The organism is Brevibacillus nitrificans, from assembly GCF_003710965.1.
GTDB lineage: Bacteria > Bacillota > Bacilli > Brevibacillales > Brevibacillaceae > Brevibacillus > Brevibacillus centrosporus.
The window spans coordinates 240,234-260,160 of sequence record NZ_RHHU01000003.1; the positions used below are offsets into that span (position 1 = coordinate 240,234).

Sequence of the window (19,927 nt, forward strand, 5' to 3'; positions counted from 1 at the left end):
GGTGTGGCGGAGGTAGCATCACAAAAAAACCACTTTTAAGGAGGTGTGAAATATGGCAGTAATTTCGATGAAACAACTCCTCGAGGCTGGTGTTCACTTTGGTCACCAAACTCGTCGTTGGAACCCGAAAATGGCTCGCTATATCTTCACCGAACGTAACGGAATCTACATTATCGACCTGCAAAAAACCGTAAAAAAAGTTGAGGAAGCGTACAACTTTGTACGTGAAGTCGCTCAAAACGGTGGTAAAGTGCTCTTCGTAGGTACGAAGAAACAAGCACAAGAATCCGTTAAAGAAGAAGCAGAACGTACAGGTCACTACTTCATCAACCAACGTTGGTTGGGTGGTACCTTGACTAACTTCACTACCATCAAAAAACGTACAGCTCGCCTCGCTGAGCTTAAGCGTATGGAACAAGATGGTACGTTCGAAGTATTGCCGAAGAAAGAAGTTATCGTTCTTCGCAAAGAAATGGATCGCCTGGAGAAATTCCTCGGCGGTATCGCTCACATGGATCAACTGCCGGACGCACTGTTCGTCATCGACCCACGCAAAGAGCGCATCGCTGTTGCAGAAGCTCGTAAACTGGGTATCCCAATCGTTGCAATCGTAGATACTAACTGCGATCCAGACGAGATCGACTACGTAATCCCAGGTAACGACGACGCAATTCGCGCTGTTAAACTGCTGACTGCGAAAATGGCAGATGCCCTGCAAGAAGGCAACCAAGGCGGAGAACAAGCCACAACAACTGCGTAAGCAAGTGTATGAGGGTGGACTGAGGGTGTCAGAACCCCGTCCATCCTTTTTTAACAAATGAGCACAATGTAACCAACCCTATACTTAGAACGTAACAATCCAAGGAGGTTAACTCAATGGCAATTAGTGCACAAACAGTTAAAGAACTGCGTGAGCGTACAGGTGCAGGTATGATGGATTGCAAACGCGCGCTGGAAGAAACTAACGGCGACATGGAAAAAGCAATTGACTTGCTCCGTGAACGCGGTATCGCGAAAGCGGCGAAAAAATCCGGCCGTATTGCTGCGGAAGGTTTGACTGCAACTGCAATTGCGGGTAACGTAGCTGCTGTTGTCGAAGTAAACTGCGAAACAGACTTCGTAGCGAAAAACCCTGAGTTCCAAACACTCGTAAAAGACATCGCTGAGCACGTTGTAACCCAACGTCCTGCAACGGTTGAAGAAGCTTTGGAGCAACCTTTCAAAGGCGCTGGCGAAACACTGGCTCACGTAATCAATGAGAAAATCTCCACAATCGGAGAAAACATCTCCTTCCGTCGTTTCTTCCTTTCCGAGAAATCCGACAACGGCGTCTTCGGTGCTTACCTGCACATGGGTGGTCGTATCGGCGTTCTGGTTACATTGGAAGGCACGCAAAACGAAACACTGGCAAAAGACCTTGGCATGCATGCTGCAGCGTCTAACCCACGCTTTGCAAACCGCGATGAAGTTTCCCAAGACGAAATCGATCGTGAGCGCGAAGTTCTGAAAAACCAAGCATTGGCTGAAGGCAAGCCAGCGAATATCGTTGAAAAAATGGTTGAAGGTCGTCTCTCCAAGTACTTCGAAGAGTACGTACTGGTTGAACAGCCATTCGTTAAAGACCCAGACAAGAAAGTATCTGCTCTGCTGAAAGAAGCAGGTGCTACCTTGAAAGAATTCGCTCGTTTCCAAGTGGGCGAAGGTATCGAGAAAAAACAAGAAGACTTCGCTGCTGAAGTAATGGCGCAAGTAAATAAGCAATAATAAGGATATAGGGAACACCTCCGTGTTCCCTATTTTCAAAACGAGAGTTTCACTACAAGTGAAACTCTCATGCACGTAAAAAGCAATGTGCAGATACAATGTCAGAAGGAATGCTGACGATGCACAGAGAATGATTCATGAATGGAGGCCGTTTTCACATGCCACTTCCTGCCTATAAACGGGTTGTGTTAAAGTTGAGTGGGGAAGCACTGGCGGGAGACTTAGGATATGGGATTGATCCGAAGGTCATTTTTTCCGTAGCGAACCAGATCAAGGAAATCGTAGAATTGGGAGTACAAGTTGCAGTAGTCGTCGGTGGAGGCAATATCTGGCGCGGACTTTCCGGTAGCTCCAAAGGGATGGATCGTGCAACTGCCGATTACATGGGCATGCTGGCCACGATCATGAACTCACTCGCCTTGCAGGATGGGTTGGAGCAAGTGAATGTCCCGACTCGTGTACAAACATCGATTGAGATGAGACAAGTGGCAGAGCCATACATACGCCGCCGCGCGATTCGCCATTTGGAAAAAATGCGTGTCGTTATCTTCGCTGCTGGTACTGGAAACCCTTATTTTTCTACGGATACAACTGCTGCCTTGCGCGCAGCCGAGATTGAAGCTGAAGTTATCCTGATGGCAAAAAATAAAGTGGACGGCGTTTATTCTGCAGACCCAAGCCTCGATCCGAATGCGGAGAAATACGATCGTTTGACTTTCCTGGAAGTCCTGAACAAAGGACTGGGTGTCATGGATTCCACAGCATCGAGTCTGTGCATGGACAACAATATTCCGCTGATCGTCTTTAACATTTCCGAAGAAGGCAATATTCGCCGGGCAGTGATGGGCGATAAGATCGGTACTCTGGTGAAGGGGGAATAATTATGGCACAATCCGTGATCAAAGACATGGAAGATCGCATGAACAAAGCGATTTCGAATCTGAAAAGAGACCTGTCCACTCTGCGTGCAGGACGTGCAAACCCTGCTATGCTGGATCGTGTGATGGTTGACTATTATGGTACGCCGACGCCGATTAGCCAGTTGGCTAACGTGAGTGTCCCTGAACCTCGCATGCTCACCATTCAGCCTTGGGACAAAACGGCTCTGAAAGAAATTGATCGCGCTCTGCAGCAATCGGACTTGGGTATTTCGCCAAGCAACGACGGTGTGATCATTCGTTTGATCATCCCGCCACTGACAGAAGAACGTCGCAAAGACTTGGTGAAATTGGCTGGCAAGAGCGGTGAGGAAACCAAGGTAGCGATTCGCAACATTCGCCGCGACGCTAACGATGAGATCAAGAAGCTTGAAAAAGCAGCAACCATTTCCGAAGATGAATCTCGTCGCCATCAAGAAACGGTACAAAAAACGACGGATAAATTTATTGCAGAAGTCGACAAAGTCGTTAAGGATAAAGAGAAAGACATCTTGGAAGTGTAATTCAAGGGAATCCCCCTCTCAGTGAGGGGGATGTACGTCTATATCTCTCATTACGGGGGAACACTTTATGTTAGAACATCTAGCGCGCAAATGGACCCGCAAGGAAAAACAAACCGTGCAGGAAGAACTGGACCTCTCCGGCAAAATCCCGGAGCATGTTGCAGTGATTATGGACGGGAATGGAAGATGGGCCAACATGCGCAGTTTACCCCGGGTCGCCGGGCACCGAGCAGGAATGAAAACGGTAAAGGAAGTCGTCAAAGCGGCTGACGAGATCGGCGTACGCTATATGACGATGTACGCTTTTTCTACCGAGAACTGGAAGCGACCGCGGGACGAAGTGGATTTTCTCATGAAGCTTCCGCAGGAATTTTTGTCGACAGAATTGGATGAATTGATTGAACGAGATGTTCGCATTCGCATGTTGGGAAGCAAGGATGAACTGCCTTCTCACACATTAAAGGCATTGCTTGAAGCGGAAGAGAAAACACATGACAACCGAGGACTACAGCTGAATTTTGCTTTGAACTACGGTGGACGTGATGAGATTGTCAAAGCATTTTCGGTGATTGCAGCGCAAGTAAAAGCGGGGGAACTTGACCCGCAGGAATTGGATGAGGAAGTCATTTCCCGTTACCTGTATACAAGCGAAATCCCCGATCCAGACCTCTTGATTCGCACAAGTGGAGAGATTCGTTTGAGCAACTTTATGCTCTGGCAATTGGCGTACACTGAAATGTGGTTTACGGATGTGCTTTGGCCAGATTTTTCCCGTGAACACTTTTATCAAGCGATAGTGGAGTACCAAGGTCGAGCTCGTCGCTACGGGGCGGTATAGCCGAGAGGTGGAATCTGTTGAAGCAACGTATAATAACAGGCTTAATTGGTGGGGCCGCTTTTCTCCTTTTGATCTATTTGGGAGGAAGCTGGTACTCATTATTGGTATTGCTTTTGGCCGTGATTGGCCATTTTGAATTTATGAGGATGGCGGGCCTTCAGCCATGGAGCATCGCAAGCATACTCGGATACATTTTGATGATCAGCATTCTTTGGCCGTCCCTTTCTTTTTCCACCTGGCTTACCATCAGCACGCCGGATCTGATGATAGCAGTTCTTCTGCTTTTATTGATTTACTCCGTTTTGCGGAAAAATCAGTTTCATATCGAACACATCGCCCTTACATTGGTGGGGGCGTTATACATAGGCTTTGGTTTTACTTATATGGCAGCTACCCGCAATCTTCCGGACGGATTGATGCTAACGGTACTCGTCATTCTCGGAATTTGGTCGACGGATTCCGGGGCTTATTTTGTAGGAAAAGCGATCGGGAAACGAAAGCTGTGGCCAGAAATTAGTCCAAACAAAACGATCGAGGGCTCCTTGGGGGGACTTTTGGCTTCTATAGTCGTGGTGCTTGCAGTGAACGCCATCTTTGGCGGCTTGGATATGCTTCAAGCATTTCTGATTGCAGTGGTAGCAGGGATCATCGGACAGCTGGGAGACTTGGTGGAATCCGGCCTGAAGCGTCATTTTGGTGTGAAGGATTCCGGTCAGCTGATCCCAGGGCACGGCGGTGTGCTTGATCGGTTCGACAGCTTCCTGCTCGTCTTCCCGGTTTTGCATCTACTAGGAATCGTCTGAGACCTGGCGCATAAAGAATTATAGAGGGTGAATTCAGTGAAACAAATAGCACTCTTGGGGTCCACTGGTTCTGTCGGCACGAGCACCCTGGATGTTGTCGAACAGCATCCAGGGGAATTCTCAGTGGTAGCGATGGCGGCAGGAACGAATGTGGACTTGCTGGCTCGGCAGGTGAAAAAGTTCCAGCCAGAGCTTGTCTCTGTAGCCCATGCTGAAGCTGCTGCAGCGCTAGCGGAACGTCTCGGAGGATCAGCTATGCCCGAGATCGTTTATGGAGTAGAAGGGCTCGAGCAGGTGGCTCGGCATGAGTCGGCAAACTTCGTGATGACGGCTGTTGTCGGTAGTGTCGGAGTTTCCCCTACCTTAGCTGCGATTGAAGCGGGAAAAACGATTGGCCTCGCGAACAAGGAGACACTGGTTAGCGCTGGCCCCGTCGTGATGAAGGCAGCGAAGGAAAAAGGGGTGACCATTATTCCTGTCGACAGCGAGCATTCAGCCGTTTTTCAATGCTTGCAGGGAGAGCGCAGGGAGGATGTTTCTCGCATCATCTTGACCGCTTCAGGAGGGTCTTTTCGTCATGTCAGCCGCCAGGAATTGGAGAATGTGACTGTCGCTGAGGCGCTCGCGCATCCAAACTGGAGCATGGGGGCGAAAATTACCATCGATTCGGCTACCATGATGAACAAAGGTTTTGAAGTGATCGAGGCACATTGGTTGTTTGATTTGCCGTATGAACAGATCGACACCATCCTGCACTATGAAAGCATCATTCACTCTATGGTAGAATACAAGGACAGGGCAGTCATGGCCCAGCTGGGAACACCTGATATGAGAGTTCCCATTCAGTACGCGCTCAGCTATCCAGAGAGAATGAATTTGGATTCGGAGCCACTCGATCTCGTAAAGCTCGGCACTCTTCACTTTGCTGCCATGGATTTTGAGCGCTATCCTCTGCTACAATTGGCATATGACTGTGGAAAAGCTGGCGGCACGCATCCGGCTGTCTTGAATGCAGCCAACGAAGTAGCCGTTGACCTCTTTTTGAAAGGCGCAATCCGGTTTCTCGAGATTGAAACCATTGTCAGAAAAACCTGCGAAGCTCACCAGGGAGTTAACCATCCGACATTGGAAGAGATTTTTGCAGCAGATCGTTGGGCGCGCTCTTTCGCGTCGGATTTGTATACGGTAGGGCTTTAGATACTGAATGAAAGGTGGCTGTTCAATTGCCTCTTCCCAATCTGGATTCCGTTGGATCAATTCTCGCGATAGTAATCGTTTTTGGGGTACTCGTCTTTGTGCATGAACTTGGACATTTCCTGCTCGCAAAAAGAGCGGGAATACTTTGCCGTGAGTTTGCACTCGGCATGGGACCCAAAATTTTCCGTGTCAAGCGGGGAGAAACGGAATACACGCTTCGCCTTTTGCCAATCGGCGGACTCGTCCGTATGGCAGGTGAAGACCCTGAGATGGATATGTTGAAACCGCATATGGAAATCGGTGTGGAGCGAGATGCGGTGGGAAAGGTAACACATATCCTCCTGGATGGGCCAGGCACCGGCTCAGCACGAGCGATTTCCGGTACAGTTGTAAGCTTTGATCTGGAACACGCACTGAACCTGACGCTTGATATTGGCGGAGAGCAGCGTACGTTTTCCGTGCATCCACAAGCTCAACTGGTGAAGGATGGACAAGAGGTTCAGATTGCCCCACTGAACAGACAGTTTAAAGGAAAGACGGTATCTCAGCGCTTTTGGGCCATTTTCGCAGGTCCAGCTGCCAACTTTATTCTGGCCTTTCTGTTATTTGTCGCCATTGGACTGATTTACGGAGTTCCGAAAGACGTTCCTTATCTCGGCGAAGTGAGAGCAGGCGGTCCTGCTGCCCAAGCTGGTTTGCTTCAGGGCGACAAAGTCATCTCTATTGAAGGAAAGCCAGTCGCTTCCTGGAAAGAGATCGTGGAGATCGTCAGTCAATCTCCCGGGAAGGAATTGACCTTCGAATACGAGCGTAGTGGCCAGCGCCATACGGTTCCGGTGAAGGTAGGGAAAGATGAGAATAACGTTGGGAAAATCATGGTGACAAACTCGTTGACATACGCTCCTGGGGAAGTCTTGAAGTACGGAGCGTCATCTACCTATGACTTTACGATGATGATCCTGAAAAGCCTGGGAATGCTCTTTACGGGTTCAGTAGGAATTAATGATTTGAGCGGACCTGTCGGCATCTTTAAGATGACGGGTGAGTTTGCGCAGCAAGGTATCGCGATTTTGATGAAATGGGCGGCTGTCCTTAGCATCAACCTGGGATTGTTCAACCTGCTCCCGCTTCCTGCATTGGATGGTGGACGTCTGGCGTTTCTGGCTGTGGAAGCTCTGCGTGGCCGTCCGATCGATCCGCATAAGGAAGGGATGGTACACTTCCTTGGATTTGCATTCTTGATGCTCTTGATTTTGGTGGTAACATGGAATGACCTGCAACGGTTTTTCTTTCAATAACGTACTCACTTACTAGAACGAATACAGACAAAATGAAGGATGGTGCAAAATGTACAAGCGCGAGGAGACGAAACCGGTATTTGTCGGAGGCGTACAAATCGGGGGTCAGAAAAGCGTAGTCATTCAATCCATGACCACTGCGGATACGCGGGATGTGGAGAAAACGTTGGCCGAGATCCAGAGATTGCACGATGTAGGGTGCCAGATCGTTCGTCTGGCCGTCATTAACGAGGACGCTGCACGTGCAATTAAAAAGATCAAGGAGCGGTCCCCGCTGCCGCTCGTTGCGGATATTCACTTCGACCATAAGCTCGCACTGATTGCACTTGAGAGCGGAATCGACAAGATCCGGATCAATCCGGGGAACATCGGTTCCAAGGAAAAGACGAAACGAGTAGTGGAAGCATGCCGCGAGCGCAATGTACCGATCCGAATTGGTGTCAACTCGGGTTCTGTAGAAAAGCGATTGCTTGAAAAATACGGCTATCCTTCGCCTGAAGCGATTGTAGAGAGCGCGATGGACCACGTGGAAATTCTCGAAGACTTGAACTACGACAACATTGTCATTTCGCTGAAGTCTTCCGATGTTCCAACGATGATCCAAACGTATTCCCTGATGGCACAAAAACGCAACTACCCGTTGCATGTCGGTGTTACCGAGGCGGGAACGCAATTCTCTGGCAGTATCAAATCGGCTGTGGGGATTGGTACCGTGCTGTCGATGGGAATCGGCGATACGATCCGTGTATCCTTGACGGCTGACCCTGTAGAAGAAATCAAAGTGGCGAAACAAATCCTGCGCAGCTTGGACATCGTGAACAACGATCCCGTAGTTATTGCTTGCCCTTCCTGCGGACGCTGCGCGATTGATCTGATCGGGCTGGCTACCAAAGTAGAGGATGCGATTTCTACCTTGAAGGTTCCTTTGAAAGTAGCTGTGATGGGCTGCGCCGTAAACGGACCAGGTGAAGCACGCGAGGCTGATGTAGGCGTTGCGGGTGGTAACGGAGAAGGATTGATCTTCCGTAATGGCGAAATTGTTCGGAAAGTGAAAGAAACCGAACTGTTTGAAGAGTTGATGAAAGAAATCAACGAAATGGTCGGCGAACAAAAGCCTACGCATGTAGGGTAAGTCGATCGCTTCGAATCTACACGAGTATGAGCGCAGTGAAACTTTCCGCTACTGATGGTCACAGGCCGCGGTAGAGGGTTTTTATAAGCATTAAGGAGGACACGCACGTGTTGAAGCAAAGCCAAATGTTGATTCCTACCCTGCGGGAAGTGCCTGCTGATGCGGAGATTGCCAGCCACAAGCTGCTGCTCCGTGCCGGTATGGCCCGCCAGCTGGCATCCGGTATTTATACCTACCTGCCGCTCGCACTCCGCACCCTGCACAAAATCCAAGCCATCGTGCGTGAAGAGATGAACAACGCTGGCGGTCAAGAGCTTTTAATGCCAGCTATGCAGCCAGCAGAGCTGTGGCATCAAACCGGTCGTTGGGATGTGTATGGACCAGAGCTGGTTCGTCTGCGCGATCGTCATGACCGTTCCTTTGCGTTGGGGCCGACCCACGAGGAAGTCATCACCAGCCTGGTGCGTGATGAAATCAACTCGTACAAAAAGCTGCCGATCAACCTTTACCAAATCCAAACCAAGTTCCGTGACGAGGTTCGCCCTCGCTTCGGGTTGATCCGCTGCCGTGAGTTTATCATGAAGGATGCGTATTCCTTTGATACGACTCAGGAAGGCTTGGATCGCAACTTCCAGGCGATGTACGATGCCTATACCAACATCTTCACTCGCGTTGGGTTAAACTTCCGCGCAGTTGAAGCAGATGCTGGTGCCATCGGCGGTAAAGGCACGTATGAATTCATGGCTCTGTGTGACATCGGTGAAGACACCATTGCATACTCCGAAGAAGGCGATTTTGCCGCAAACCTGGAGAAGGCAGAAGTCGTTTACCAGCCAGCAGCGAAGCCTGCGACAGAAACACCGGCGCCTGAAAAACTGCATACCCCTGGTGTCAAAACGATCGAGCAATTGACAAAAGCGCTTCAGATCGAAGCGAAGCAAATTGTCAAAAGCCTGCTCTATAAGGTAGACGACAAACTGGTCATGGTACTCGTTCGTGGAGATCACGAGCTAAACGAAGTAAAGCTGAAAAATCTGTACGATGCATCCATCGTTGGATTGGCGACAGAAGCGGATATCTTGTCCGTAACAGGTGCTCCAGCAGGGTTTGTTGGACCCGTTGGCCTTGACAGCGAAAAAGTGGAAATCATCGCGGACAACAACGTCCAAGACGTTTTCGATGGTGTCGTAGGGGCTAACGAAACAGACTACCATATTCAACATGTTCAACCAGGTCGCGATTACACGGTATCCCGCTATGCTGACCTTCGCAATATTACGGAAGAAGACGTTTGCCCACGTACTGGCGGAGCGATCAAGTTTGCCCGTGGTGTAGAAGTCGGCCATGTCTTTAAGCTCGGAACGAAATACTCGACAGCGCTGGGTGCTACCTTCCTTGATGAAAACGGAAGAAGCCAGCCCATGATCATGGGCTGCTACGGAATCGGGGTATCCCGTACGATTGCAGCAGTCATCGAGCAAAACAACGATGAAAATGGGATCATTTGGCCAGTAGCTGTAGCACCTTTCCACGTGCATGTCATTCCGGTCAATGTTAAAGTAGAAGAGCAACGTCAGACCAGCGAACAAATCACGGAAGTTTTGCGCAAAGCAGGCGTGGAAGTATTGTTTGACGACCGCCCTGAGCGCGCAGGTGTGAAGTTCAAGGATGCTGACCTGATCGGATTGCCACTGCGCATTACGGTTTCCGACAAGGCTGCAGAGGAAGGCACTGTAGAAATTCGCGTACGGAAAACCGGGGAGACCGTTCATGTCAAGCTGGACGAAATCGCGAGCGAAGTCAAAGCTTTGCTGGCACGCGTTGACCGCACGGGAGCCGAACTGTTCGGAGTGTAATTGACAGCAGGAATAAAGAGGGATTTTGTCGAAATTTACGGGGTACTCCCCTGATGTAACGGGAGTGCCTCTTTTTCTTGTTTTAGGGGGTGGGAAAGCCGTGGACCGTACACAAGAGCAAAAGCAACGGTTCGCCCTGCTGGTGAAGCAAATGGAGCTTCCCGCAGAATGGGTGGAACGTTTTTTTCAGGACGGACAGATTGATAAGCTGGAGCTGTACAAGCAAAATCGTGAGTGGGTATTTCGTTTTACGCTTCCCAGGATGCTGCCTGCGGAGGTCTTTCATGCGTTCACACAAAGGCTGACGCAGACCTTTTCCCATCTGGCGAAAGTAGATGCCAGTTTTCGATATGGGCAGAAACCACCTTTGGAGCAAATTGTAAATGAGTACTGGGATGTTGTACTTGCACGTGTCGAGCCGGCCTTGAATTCACTGGCTGTCACGATGCGTACAGCGAAAAAAGAGATCGCGCAGCAAGAAGTAAAAATCTACTTGCCTACCGATATGACGGTAGAAGTGGCGAAAAGAAAGAAAGCAGACAGTGAGCTGCTCGCCGTTTTTCAGAAGACGACCGACACCTCTCCGCGTTTTACGTTCCATCAGGAAGAGAGTGATGAAGCGTACAAGGCTTTCGTTGAACAGCGCAGTGAGGAAGAGAGAGCGCTAGTCGAGGTCGTTATGACTGCCGCTGCGCAGGAGGCCAAGTCTGCTGATAAGACAGAAGCCATTACGACGCTCATGATGGGGTATGAAATTAAGGATGCCCCTATTCCGATTTGTGAGATTCAGGATGAGGAGCGCCGGGTTGTCATCCAAGGTGCCGTCTTCAACGTGGAAGTAAAAGAGCTGCGAAGCGGTCGCCATTTGCTTACCTTTAACATCTCTGACTACACAGATTCGCTTACCGTCAAAATGTTTTCCCGCGACAAGGAAGACGTCAAGATGCTGGAGGCACTGAAGGATGGCATGTGGGTCAGGGTGCGAGGCAGCGTACAGCATGATACGTTCATTCGCGATCTGGTGATGAATGCGAACGATCTCAATCAGATCGAGCAAGTCGTACGCCGAGATTCGGCAGAAGAAAAACGGGTTGAGCTGCATTGCCATACACCAATGAGTGCTCTGGATGCGGTAGCGTCCGTGAAATCGCTCGTTTCTACAGCGGCGAAATGGGGACACCCGGCGATTGCCATTACCGACCACGGAGTCGTACAGGCATTTCCGGAAGCTTATTCAGTGGCCAAGAAAAATAACATCAAGTGCATTTTGGGGATGGAAGCGTACGTCATCGAGGACGGGATTGATATCGTCTACAATTTGACGGCAGATAACAACATCCCGATTGATGAGAATACAGAATACGTTGTCTTTGACACGGAGACGACGGGCTTGAATGCAGCCGAGCATACCATTATCGAAATCGCTGCGGTGAAGATGAAAGGGAGCGAGATTGTCGCAGAGTGGACGGAGCTGATCGACCCGCAGCTGGAGATCGGACCGAAAACAACCGAGATCACGGGGATTACCAATGAGATGCTGCGCGGCAAGGACACCCTGGATGTCGTGCTTCGCCAGTTTAAGGAATTCACCGGAGATGCGATTCTGGTCGCTCACAACGCCGAGTTCGATAAGGCGTTTATCAATGCCTGCGCGAAACGGATCGGCATGGAGCCTTGGAACAATGCCTTCCTGGATACGCTGCCCCTTGCGCGGATGATGTACAAAGGTATGCGCAACTATCGGCTGGGCAGTCTCGCAAAAAAATTCAATGTAGAGCTGATCAATGCTCACCGCGCGTTGGATGATACGGTTGCACTGGCGCATATCTTCCAGCAGATGCTCAAAGACATCAAGGAAGCGCAGATCAAGACGTTGGCGCAGTTGAATGAACAGAGCAATGCAGAAGCGGACTATAAAAGCGGTCGTCCATTCCATGCGACGATCCTCGTGAAAAACAAAGAGGGATTGAAAAACCTCTACAAGCTGGTGAGTCGCTCTCACGTCGAAACCTTCTATAGATGGCCGCGGATCCAGCGCAGTCAGCTGACGAAGTATAGGGACGGTCTACTGATCGGTACGGCGTGCAAGGACGGCGAGCTGATGCAGGCCATTTTGCGCGGGAAATCGCCGGAGGAGCTGAAGGAAGTAGCTTCGTTCTACGATTACCTGGAGCTGCAGCCGATCGCCCATTACTCGCCATTGCTGCGCAACGAGGAAATCCCAAGTCTCGAGACGATGAAAGGGTACCACCGAAACATCGTCCAGATGGGAAAGGAGCTCGGCAAGCTCGTAGTCGCTACGGGGGACGTGCATTTCCTCAACCCGCAGGATGAAATCTTCCGAGATGTCTTTTTGCTTTCCAAAGGGGACCCAACTGCCGGAAACCAGCCTCCACTTTATTTGCATACGACAGACGAGATGCTGGAGGCGTTCTCTTTCCTCGGGGAAGAGACTGCACACGAAGTCGTTATAAAAAATACGAATGCGATCGCAGATATGATCGAGGATGTAAGTCCGATTCCAGACAAGCTCTACACACCCGTCATCGAAGGAGCCGATGATGAGCTGCGGCAAATGTGCTATGACAAAGCAAAAAGGCTCTATGGCGATCCGCTGCCTGAGTTGGTAGAGCATCGACTGGAAAAAGAATTGACCAGTATCATCAAGCATGGGTTCGGCGTTATCTATTTGATTTCCCAGCGCTTGGTGACAAAGTCGTTGCGAGACGGCTATCTGGTTGGTTCACGGGGGTCGGTAGGTTCCTCCTTTGTCGCGACCATGTCCGACATTACCGAGGTAAATCCTCTGCCACCGCATTACCGTTGTCCGAACTGCAAGCATAGTGAATTTATCACGGATGGATCGATTGCTTCCGGATTCGACTTGCCAGACAAAGAATGTCCGTCTTGTGGCACAAGCTACGAAAAAGATGGGCAGGACATTCCGTTCGAAACGTTCCTGGGCTTTAAAGGAGACAAGGTACCGGATATTGACTTGAACTTCTCCGGTGACTACCAGCCGCGAGCGCATAAGTACACGCAGGAGCTTTTCGGAGCCGATTATGTCTATCGTGCCGGAACGATTGGTACGGTCGCGGAAAAAACCGCTTACGGCTATGTGCGAAAATACGCCGATGAGCGCAAGATGACACTGCGAAATGCAGAGGTCTCAAGGATCGTGAACGGCTGCACAGGTGTAAAAAGAACGACAGGTCAGCACCCGGGCGGGATCATTGTAGTGCCTGACTATATGGAAATTGAAGATTTCTGTCCGATCCAGTTTCCGGCTGATGACAATGAATCGGAATGGCGCACGACGCATTTCGACTTCCACTCCATTCATGACAACTTGCTCAAACTCGATATTCTGGGACACGACGATCCGACAGTCATCCGGATGCTGCAAGACTTGACGGGCATGGATCCAAAAACGATCCCGCTTGATGACAAGAAGACGATGTCGATCTTTAGTTCCACGGAAGCATTGGGTGTGACGCCAGAGCAAATCGGGACGAATATGGGGACTTTGGGGATTCCAGAGTTCGGCACCAAATTCGTACGTCAGATGCTTGAGGATACGAAGCCGACCACGTTCGCCGAGCTGGTTCAGATTTCGGGTCTGTCACACGGAACGGACGTTTGGCTGAACAACGCACAGGATTTGATTCGCAATGGAACATGTAAGCTTCCTGATGTAATTGGTTGTCGTGACGACATCATGGTGTATTTGATCTACAAAGGTCTGGAGCCTTCCCGTGCCTTCAAGATCATGGAGTCGGTGCGGAAAGGAAAAGGCGTGCCGGAGGAAGATCAGGAAGAGATGCGCAATAACAACGTTCCTGAATGGTACATCCAGTCTTGCCAGCGGATTAAATACATGTTCCCGAAAGCCCACGCGACTGCCTATGTCATGATGGCGGTACGGATCGCGTACTTTAAGGTGCATCGCCCGCTGGAGTTTTACGCGACCTACTTCACAGTACGGGCGGATGATTTCGATATCCCGTTGATGGTGAAAGGCTCTGCGGCTATTCGCCAGAAGATCGAGGAGATCGAGGGCAAAGGACACGACGCTCAGCCGAAAGAGAAGGCGCTGCTGACCGTATTGGAGATGGCCCTGGAGATGGTCGAGCGCGGCTTCCGTTTTGCCAATGTGGATCTGTACGCCTCTGATGCGACACGCTTCCTGATCGACGGAGATTCGCTCATTGCTCCGTTTAATGCGCTGCCGGGTCTGGGTACCAACGCTGCCCTCAGTATCGTGGAAGCAAGGCAGCAAGGCGAGTTCCTCTCCAAGGAGGATCTGCTGTCTCGCTCCAAGATTTCCAAGACTATTTTGGAGTATTTGGAGGAGCAAGGAGCTCTCAAAGGCTTGCCTGAATCCAACCAGCTGTCCTTGTTCTAATCAGGTGTCAAGAGGGGGGCCCTCATCCAAAGGTTGTCAGGGAAGGGCGCTTATGCTATAATTTTTTTGGAAATACTGGTTTTATACGCATGACAGATCGAGAGTGGGGAAACCCACTCTTTCTTTCTGGTTACACCTCAGGGTTCATACGAGAAGGAGGTACTTGCTTGAGCAAGGTAACGGACATCGTCACCGAACTGGTCACGCCCATTGTTGACGAATTGGGTCTGGAACTAGTTGATATTGAGTACAAGAAGGAAGGCAGCAACTGGTTTCTTCGCGTGTTTATCGACAATGAAACTGGCAACATCGACATCGATGACTGCGCCCTTGTCAGCGAGAAGCTTAGCCAAATATTAGATGAAGTGGATCCGATCCCTACTGCATATTTCTTGGAAGTTTCTTCGCCTGGTGCAGAACGCCCTCTCCGAAAAGACAAAGATTTCGAGAAGGCTGTCGGTCGACACGTTCACATCACAACAAAAGAGCCAATAGAAGGAGCAAGCGTGTTCGAGGGCGAACTCATATCCTTTGAGGACGGTAAGTTGACAGTTAAGGAAGCGAAAAAGACGTACGTAATTACACAGGAGCAGATTGACACGGCCCGTATGGCAATCGTCTTTTAATAGTCTGGCCGGTGGTAAGTAAAGGAGGAGGCAACGAAAGTCATGAACGGCGATTTTATCGAGGCTCTAGAAGCCATTGAAAGAGAAAAAGGCATCACCAAAGACGTACTGATTGAGGCAATCGAAGCAGCACTGATCTCTGGATACAAAAGAAATTTTAATTCGGCCCAAAACGTACGGGTGGATGTAAATCGTCATTCGGGAACCGTGCGCGTGTATGCGCGGAAAAATGTAGTGGAAGAGGTACTGGATCCACGCCTCGAGATTTCTCAGGAAGCAGCACAAGAAATCGATCCGAATTTCCGTCTTGAGGATATTGTTGAAATTGAAGTAACTCCTCGTGATTTCGGGCGAATTGCTGCTCAAACGGCAAAGCAAGTCGTGACACAGCGCATTCGCGAAGCAGAGCGCGGATTGATTTATAGCGAGTTTATCGAGCGCGAAGACGATATCGTAACAGGTGTTGTTCAGCGTATGGATGCACGCAATTACTATATCGATCTGGGCAAAGCGGAAGCGGTTATGCCGATCACGGAAAAAATGCCATCCGAAGAGTTCAAGTCACAAGACCGCGTGAAGGCATATATCATCAAGGTAGAAAAAACAACCAAGGGACCGCAAATCGTCGTTTCTCGTACACATCCAGGTTTGCTGAAGCGACTGTTTGAGCTCGAGGTTCCAGAAATTTACGATGGTGTCGTGGAGATTAAATCTGTCGCTCGTGAAGCGGGAGACCGTTCCAAGATTGCCGTCCATTCCATCAATGCAGACGTGGATCCAGTCGGAGCGTGCGTAGGTCCAAAAGGAATGCGCGTGCAGACGATCGTAACCGAGCTTAAAGGTGAGAAGATCGACATCGTTCGTTGGTCCGAGGATCCGGCTGAGTATGTGGCAAACGCACTTAGCCCTGCAAAAGTTCTCCACGTAGAAGTGAACGTGGCTGAGAAAGTGACCCGTGTCATTGTACCTGATTACCAATTGTCCTTGGCGATTGGCAAGCGCGGTCAAAATGCACGTCTGGCAGCCAAGCTCACTGGATGGAAAATCGATATCAAGAGTGAGTCCCAGGCAGACCAAGAAGGCATCGCTTATCCAAAAGCAGTAGAGGGCGATGAAGGGGCGGACATCGAATAATCATGAAGCAAAAAAAAATCCCTTTACGCAAGTGCATCGTTTGCCAAGGAATGTTTCCGAAAAAGGAATTGATCCGTGTGGTTCGGACGCCTGAAGAGGAGATCGTGATTGATCTGACTGGAAAGGCGGCTGGACGTGGGACTTATGTCTGCCGTCAGGATAGCTGTCTGAAGCCAGATGCGTTCGCCTCGGGGAAATGGAAAAAAGTGCTTGAGCGTGCACTGAATATGTCCATTACTCAGGAGAAATACGATGCATTTCGTGAAAAATGGCTGGAGATGATGGGGCAATGATTCCCAAAGCTGCGCAATTGCTCGGACTTGCCATGCGAGCAAGAAAAGTAATTACCGGTGAGGAGCAGGTACTCGCTGCCATACGCAGCGGTCAGGCTCATCTGGTATTGCTCGCGGCTGATGCATCTGACAATACTGCCAAAAAAATGAGAGATAAATGTTCCTATTACGGTGTTTCGTGTGTTACCACTGGGGACCGACATGAGCTGGGCCGTGCCATTGGGAAAGATGGACGGGTCACAGTGGCGGTAACTGATGGGAAGTTGGCTGAAAGCATTCAGCGTCTGCTCACCTAACTTAGGAAAGGGTGAAGTCCATTTGAAGACACGTGTGTATGAATATGCCAAACAACACAACATGAGCAGTAAGGAAATCCTCAATTTGCTAAAGCGCTTGAATATAGAAGTTGCAAATCATATGAGTATCATGGAAGAAGGCACGATCAAAAAGATCGAGGATCACATGGCGAAGCTGCGTGCTGGCGGTTCCAAGCCAGAACAACAGCGCTCCGTGCCAAGTGAGGCAAGACCGAAACAAACAGACGATCAACGTCGCCAGAATGAAGCCAGAGGACAATCCCGTCCCCAGTCGCAGCCAGGGCAGCAAGCACAAGCTGAACGCCCGGCCGACCGTGATCGCGGTGGTAACAGCCTAGGTAACAATCGTCCGGCTGGAAACAGGCCCGATCAGCAGAGTCCTCAAAATGGAAAAAATCAGGGGAAGAATCAGGAGAGAAGACCAAACAATATGAGAAGTCAACCCGCAAAGCCGAATGACCGTAAACCACAGCCGCAAAATCAACAGCAACGACCGCCAAGACCGCAACAAAATCAGCAACGCCCACAAAATCAGACTGCAAATGCGGCAAACGCTGCAAATGCTCAGCCTGAAACTCGCGCCGGAGAAGACTTTGAAGATAAAGTGAAACTCCCAACCAACGTAGGTATAGAAAAACGCGAGAAGATCAAAAAAGGTCCACAAACGCAAAAAACGTTTGAAGACAACAAGAAAAATCAGCCTTTCCGCGGAGGAAACAACCGCAACCAGAACAACCGCAGAGGCAACAACCACCGTGCACCACAAAAACAACAGCGTCCAGTGCTGGAGCCACCAACAAAAATCACGTTCACAGATTCTTTGACAGTGAACGAGCTGGCGCTAAAACTGCGCAAGGAACCTGCGGAAATCATCAAAAAGTTGTTTAATTTGGGTATCATGGCTACGATTAACCAATACCTGGAGAAAGATGCCATCGAACTCATCTGCGCGGAGTACAACGTAGAAGTGGAAGAAAAAATCATCATCGACGAGACCAACTTTGAAACACTGGAAGAAGTAGATGCTCCTGAAACCTTGATGGAGCGCCCGCCAGTTGTTACGATCATGGGTCACGTTGACCACGGGAAAACAACGTTGCTGGATGCGATCCGCTCTACAAACGTAGTAGCTGGAGAAGCTGGCGGTATTACCCAGCATATTGGTGCTTACCAGGTTGAAATCAAAGGTAAGAAAATCACATTCTTGGACACTCCTGGTCACGCAGCCTTTACTACCATGCGTGCTCGCGGTGCCCAAATTACAGATATCACGATTCTCGTAGTGGCAGCTGACGACGGTGTGATGCCACAAACCATCGAAGCGATCAGCCACGCGAAAGCAGCGAATGTACCGATCATCGTTGCTGTGAATAAAGTGGATAAACCAGAGGCGAACATCGATCGCATCAAGCAAGAGCTGACGGAGTACGAACTGGTTGCCGAGGAATGGGGCGGCGACACGATCTTCTCTCCATTGTCTGCGAAACAGCGTACAGGTATCGAGGAACTGCTGGAGTACATCCTGCTGGTATCCGAGGTACAAGAGCTCAAAGCAAACCCAGACAAACGTGCCCGTGGTACTGTTGTGGAAGCTGAGCTGGATAAAGGCCGCGGACCAGTTGCGACCATCCTGGTTCAGCAAGGTACGCTGCGTGTAGGGGATCCAATTGTAGTAGGCTCTGCGTATGGCCGCGTACGTGCCATGGTAAACGACAAAGGCCGTCGTCTGAAAGAAGCAGGTCCATCCACTCCAGTAGAAATCACTGGTTTGAATGATGTTCCTCAAGCAGGGGATCAGTTCCGCGTCTTCGAAGACGAGAAAAAAGCTCGTGCAATCGGGGAAGCTCGTGCATCGAAGCAGCGTGAATCCGAGCGTCGTGAAAGTGCACGCGTATCTCTGGACGACCTGTTCCAACAAATTCAGGAAGGCGACATCAAAGAGCTGAACCTGATTGTGAAAGCAGACGTACAAGGTTCTGTCGAGGCACTCCGTGGTGCTTTGGAAAAAATCGATGTAAACGGTACGCGTGTGAAAATCATTCACACAGGTGCAGGTGCCATTACCGAGTCCGACGTGACCTTGGCAAATGCATCCAACGCGATCATCATCGGCTTCAACGTTCGTCCTGAGCCAAATGCGCGCAACATGGCCGAACAAGAGAAGATCGACATTCGTCTGCACCGTGTCATCTATACCGTAATCGAAGAGATCGAGCAAGCTCTGAAAGGGATGCTGGATCCCGTTTACAAAGAGAACATCATCGGTCAAGCTGAGATTCGCGAAGTATTCAAAGTATCCAAAGTCGGTAACATCGCGGGTTGCTACGTTACAGAAGGCAAGCTGAGCCGCGATGCAGGTGCTCGCCTGATCCGTGAAGGCATCGTGATTTACGAAGGCAAGCTGGATACCCTGAAACGCTTCAAGGATGATGCGAAGGATGTTGCCGCAGGTTACGAGTGCGGTCTGACACTGGAGCGCTTCCAGGATCTCAAAGTGGGCGACGTCGTCGAAGCCTTCGTGATGGTGGAAGTGAAACAATAATGATTGCGAGTGTGCAGATCGAACTGTTTCTGCCCGCTTGTCAAAATTTGAAAGAGAAAAGGGCCATCGTCAAGAGCTTGATTGGAAAGATGCGGAACCGCTTCAATGTCTCCGCATCTGAGATGGCTTACCCCGAGCAGTGGCAGCGTACCATTTTGGGTATCGCTGCCGTTGCTAATGAGATGTCCTTTTTGCAAAAAGAGGTTCAGACCGTGATCCGCTTCGTGGAAAACCACCCTGATGTGGAGTTGATTCAGGCGGATACGGAATACTACGATTAG

The 19,927-nt window shown here is 50.0% G+C and carries 17 protein-coding genes; all 17 read left to right on the plus strand.

What is annotated here, in order from left to right:
• The first annotated feature begins 52 nt into the window (after nucleotides 1-52).
• The 17 genes from rpsB to EDM59_RS03185 all read left to right on the plus strand — a co-directional run bounded on the left by rpsB (nucleotide 53) and on the right by EDM59_RS03185 (nucleotide 19,927).
• On the plus strand, nucleotides 53-760 hold the full coding sequence (gene rpsB, locus EDM59_RS03105) for a 30S ribosomal protein S2 (RefSeq protein WP_092266688.1): 708 nt from the start codon (nucleotides 53-55) through the stop codon (nucleotides 758-760).
• 116 nt (nucleotides 761-876) lie between these two features.
• Nucleotides 877-1,764 (plus strand): translation elongation factor Ts, encoded by an 888-nt coding sequence (gene tsf / locus EDM59_RS03110; RefSeq protein ID WP_122922288.1) that lies wholly within the window; start codon nucleotides 877-879, stop codon nucleotides 1,762-1,764.
• A gap of 158 nt (nucleotides 1,765-1,922) precedes the next feature.
• Nucleotides 1,923-2,645, plus strand: coding sequence for a UMP kinase (pyrH, locus tag EDM59_RS03115; RefSeq protein WP_092266690.1), 723 nt, complete (start codon nucleotides 1,923-1,925; stop codon nucleotides 2,643-2,645).
• A gap of 2 nt (nucleotides 2,646-2,647) precedes the next feature.
• Nucleotides 2,648-3,205: a ribosome recycling factor gene (gene frr / locus EDM59_RS03120; RefSeq protein WP_092266691.1), complete on the plus strand. Its 558-nt coding sequence runs from the start codon at nucleotides 2,648-2,650 to the stop codon at nucleotides 3,203-3,205.
• 67 nt (nucleotides 3,206-3,272) lie between these two features.
• A complete protein-coding gene (locus EDM59_RS03125) occupies nucleotides 3,273-4,043 on the plus strand; it encodes an undecaprenyl pyrophosphate synthase (RefSeq protein ID WP_122922289.1) in 771 nt (256 codons plus the stop codon).
• 17 nt (nucleotides 4,044-4,060) lie between these two features.
• Nucleotides 4,061-4,846, plus strand: coding sequence for a phosphatidate cytidylyltransferase (locus tag EDM59_RS03130; RefSeq protein WP_122922290.1), 786 nt, complete (start codon nucleotides 4,061-4,063; stop codon nucleotides 4,844-4,846).
• 36 nt (nucleotides 4,847-4,882) lie between these two features.
• Entirely contained in the window at nucleotides 4,883-6,043 is a 1,161-nt protein-coding gene (locus EDM59_RS03135; protein ID WP_122922291.1) for a 1-deoxy-D-xylulose-5-phosphate reductoisomerase, read from the plus strand.
• Between the two features lie 26 nt (nucleotides 6,044-6,069).
• A complete protein-coding gene (rseP, locus tag EDM59_RS03140; protein WP_122922292.1) occupies nucleotides 6,070-7,341 on the plus strand; it encodes an RIP metalloprotease RseP in 1,272 nt (423 codons plus the stop codon).
• A gap of 49 nt (nucleotides 7,342-7,390) precedes the next feature.
• Nucleotides 7,391-8,473: a flavodoxin-dependent (E)-4-hydroxy-3-methylbut-2-enyl-diphosphate synthase gene (gene ispG / locus EDM59_RS03145; protein WP_092266696.1), complete on the plus strand. Its 1,083-nt coding sequence runs from the start codon at nucleotides 7,391-7,393 to the stop codon at nucleotides 8,471-8,473.
• Nucleotides 8,474-8,583: 110 nt separating this feature from the next.
• The gene (locus EDM59_RS03150; protein WP_183192852.1) at nucleotides 8,584-10,329 is read left to right on the plus strand and encodes a proline--tRNA ligase; all 1,746 of its coding nucleotides are present in this window, start codon (nucleotides 8,584-8,586) and stop codon (nucleotides 10,327-10,329) included.
• Nucleotides 10,330-10,429: 100 nt separating this feature from the next.
• On the plus strand, nucleotides 10,430-14,734 hold the full coding sequence (locus EDM59_RS03155) for a PolC-type DNA polymerase III (RefSeq protein ID WP_122922294.1): 4,305 nt from the start codon (nucleotides 10,430-10,432) through the stop codon (nucleotides 14,732-14,734).
• A 167-nt stretch (nucleotides 14,735-14,901) separates the two neighbouring features.
• Complete coding sequence (gene rimP, locus EDM59_RS03160) at nucleotides 14,902-15,360, plus strand: ribosome maturation factor RimP (protein WP_092266699.1); 459 nt, start codon at nucleotides 14,902-14,904, stop codon at nucleotides 15,358-15,360.
• Between the two features lie 42 nt (nucleotides 15,361-15,402).
• Entirely contained in the window at nucleotides 15,403-16,494 is a 1,092-nt protein-coding gene (nusA, locus tag EDM59_RS03165) for a transcription termination factor NusA (protein WP_122922295.1), read from the plus strand.
• 2 nt (nucleotides 16,495-16,496) lie between these two features.
• Nucleotides 16,497-16,787, plus strand: coding sequence for an RNase P modulator RnpM (gene rnpM / locus EDM59_RS03170; RefSeq protein ID WP_055747015.1), 291 nt, complete (start codon nucleotides 16,497-16,499; stop codon nucleotides 16,785-16,787).
• Nucleotides 16,784-17,083 carry a YlxQ family RNA-binding protein gene (locus tag EDM59_RS03175; protein WP_092266701.1) on the plus strand — a complete coding sequence of 100 codons (300 nt, stop codon included), beginning with the start codon at nucleotides 16,784-16,786 and terminating at the stop codon, nucleotides 17,081-17,083. Before rnpM ends, EDM59_RS03175 begins: the two co-directional genes overlap by 4 nt.
• A gap of 22 nt (nucleotides 17,084-17,105) precedes the next feature.
• A complete protein-coding gene (gene infB / locus EDM59_RS03180) occupies nucleotides 17,106-19,646 on the plus strand; it encodes a translation initiation factor IF-2 (protein ID WP_122922296.1) in 2,541 nt (846 codons plus the stop codon).
• Nucleotides 19,646-19,927 (plus strand): DUF503 domain-containing protein, encoded by a 282-nt coding sequence (locus tag EDM59_RS03185; protein ID WP_092266703.1) that lies wholly within the window; start codon nucleotides 19,646-19,648, stop codon nucleotides 19,925-19,927. The genes infB and EDM59_RS03185 overlap by 1 nt, the downstream gene beginning before the upstream one ends.